Source organism: Candidatus Omnitrophota bacterium, from assembly GCA_041650805.1.
Lineage (GTDB): Bacteria > Omnitrophota > Gorgyraeia > 2-01-FULL-45-10 > 2-01-FULL-45-10 > JBAZKM01.
Genome location: JBAZKM010000022.1, coordinates 1 through 2,621, shown reverse-complemented (window position 1 = coordinate 2,621; position 2,621 = coordinate 1). Strand labels below are relative to the sequence as shown.

The following is a 2,621-nucleotide window of genomic DNA, read 5'->3' as shown; positions in this document are numbered from 1 at the left end:
AATAATAGACGCCTTTCTGGCAATGACCGCTACCCTGACATGACCTTCCTTGTATCCGGCGAGATTAAAGAGTATGTCTATAGGCTCTTTCTTCTCGGAGGCTGATATGGCGTCTACTGCGTCGCGGAAGATGCGGTTATATTCGCCTCTGTCGGGATGCAGGTACTGGAAGAGGCAGTTGTAGAAGGTGGTATTACGGAAGACTTTTTCTGCGCCTCCATAGATCTTAAAACCCAACCCACTGGCGGTTAGATCGGTCGCAAAATCACTGACCAGTGTCTGCCAGGTATGCCTCTGTAATACATCCGAGGCTATGATAACTCCGTCCGGCTTTGTTACCCTGGCCATCTCTACCGCGGCCCGCTGCCTTGTTGCCGGGCTAAAGTAACGCAGGGCGCCGTGGGATATCGTGATATCAAAGGTGGATTCGGCAAAGCACTCCAGGTTAGCGGCATCAGCGGGGACGTGGATGACCTGCTGAGGATGGTTGCCTGCGGTGTTTACTCCGTAGCTCCTGATGATGTTCTCTATCTCGGGGTCAGTCTCAACTATCTGGAGCCTGCTGCCGAAGCGGTATACCAGGTCATTCACCAGGCGGCCTGAACCTGCGCCTACTACCAGGACCCTGTAGCGCCTGTTGGGGGAGTTGACCAGGTGCAGATCTATTCTTCTGAGCAGCATGGCGTGGGAATGGTCCTTGTCGCTGCGCAGCTTGCCTAACCTGCCCATGACTGCCCAGTCTGCCCAGAGGGGCTCGCCACCCTTTTCAAATATTTCGGAGTAGAGAGGATCGTTGATGCCTCTTTCCTGGACCAGGATATGGAAGTATTCCCTTAGTGCCTCGGCAACCAAGTAATGTTCTTTTGCCTTCATATAGGCCTGCAGCTTCCTTATGATACGGTTGTGCGGCTGCTCAGACAGGGCGGCCCTGCTGGCCCCTTCACTTAAGAGAGGAGCGATGAACTTGGAGAAGGTGATCTTGTCGTCGCTCACTTTGGCACCTTTCACCCTTAACCTGTCAGTCAATTTCTTTGAGCCTTCCGCAATACGCGCCCTAAGTTCACGATCGCCCAGGGGCTGAGATGCTTCCGCCGGGACATTGAGGGCTACACTGGCTACCACAGGTGCCATCACCCTCTTGTATATCCTGGCTATCGCCCTGTAAGCGCCTAAGGAGGAACCGTTGCCGAGCCTTATCTCCAGATTCTTATCTTCTCTTACGAGTGCCTGCTCTGCCTTGGGCAGGAGCGTTGCCAGTTCGTCGCGGTGATCGTATACCGCTTCCACGAGCAAGCCCGGGGTTAGAAAGTAAATTTCCGGATTGACTATGTAAGGTATGACGACGCTATCTCCTAAAGGATAGACCTGGCTGCCCAGCCTTAAGACATTGCCTCCCTGTAACTGGGTCTCTACGGTGATGCCGCTTGTGCCGCTGACTATTTCCAGGACGGTCCTTCTGAAGGTCTCTCTGTCTTCGCGTGATTCAAGGGGCAGGCCGAAGGTCCTGGAGAGCTCAAAGACGGTAAGGGAGATAAAGTCCTGGAGGCTGACGCCGCGGCCTACCAGGTGGATGTATTTTAAGGAACGGATCTTCTCGGCTGCTGCGTTATTGGCCTCCTGGCCGAAGAGCTTGTCCTGCAGGCCTATCTCAAAGGCCTCTCCTCTTGCCCGGGCGAAGAAGCGGTCTCTCTTGCTGGCGCCGCGCAGGTAGTGGTGGTCTAATCCGGCGGATAAGGCGAAGGCGTGGAAGATGAGGACAGGTTCGTTAAGCAGCGCTTCGTTGATGCAGATGAACCTCCTGGCAGCGAAGCAGAATATCGCGTGGGGGTTATCCCTGATTATATATATAGGTAAGCCTTCGGGAGACTGGGCATGGGTTAACACGCTTATGACGGCTGTATCATCAGGTGTGCCCCTTGCGAAGATAGTCAGCCTCTTCTGGTCTATCGCGCTTAATATTTGCCTTATCGCAGAGTCGGTAGATATGGTTGTTTTTTCCTCATCAATGTCTATCATCAGAGGATGGCGCAGGTGAGGGTGGCTTAAGACGAACTGCCCCATCTCAACCCTTCCTCTTAAGTCTGTAAGCACCTGCCCTTCGGGAGTAGCTATCCTGCCGATCGTGCCGCCTATTTCGCCTTCGGAAGGCTGGGACCTTCTGACGAGGCGTTCTGCTCCCTTTTTGATCCCCGAGGTCTGTGTCTCTGCAGCCTCTGAGGCATCACGCTTAGAGGCCCTTCTATAAGAGGCAGCGATGAGTAGGATAAAGATGATGGCAACTGTGAGTAGCTGTGTATTGGTTAAGGCAAGGGTGAGTATGAAGGCGTCTAAAGAAGGCTCTTCGGTGTCTGAAGGAGCGCAGGCATTTACCAGCGCTTCAGGATGGGCTGTTAAGGCGCCTTCTTCTTCTAATTTATGTAATGTACCTAATAATGAGGTAAAGAATTCGTTGCGTGAAGATGCATCGGTGATCGCCTCTGCCCTTGCAAAGGCAAGCCTTACTCCCTTTGCCCCGGCTAACCTGAATAATTCGGCGCCGTGCTCCCCGAAGCCTTCTTTGCCTCTTATTGCTTCCAGGGCCTCCTTGTATGCCCTGCCTTTCCTTTCCGCGGTGAAGAAGA

Annotated in this window: 1 protein-coding gene; it reads right to left on the bottom strand. The window is 53.5% G+C overall.

All coding sequences use genetic code 11. From position 1 onward, the window contains the following. Positions 1 to 2,621, bottom strand: a 2,621-nt coding sequence (locus WC515_08945; protein ID MFA5147485.1) for a class I SAM-dependent methyltransferase, incomplete at both ends; no start/stop codon positions are given.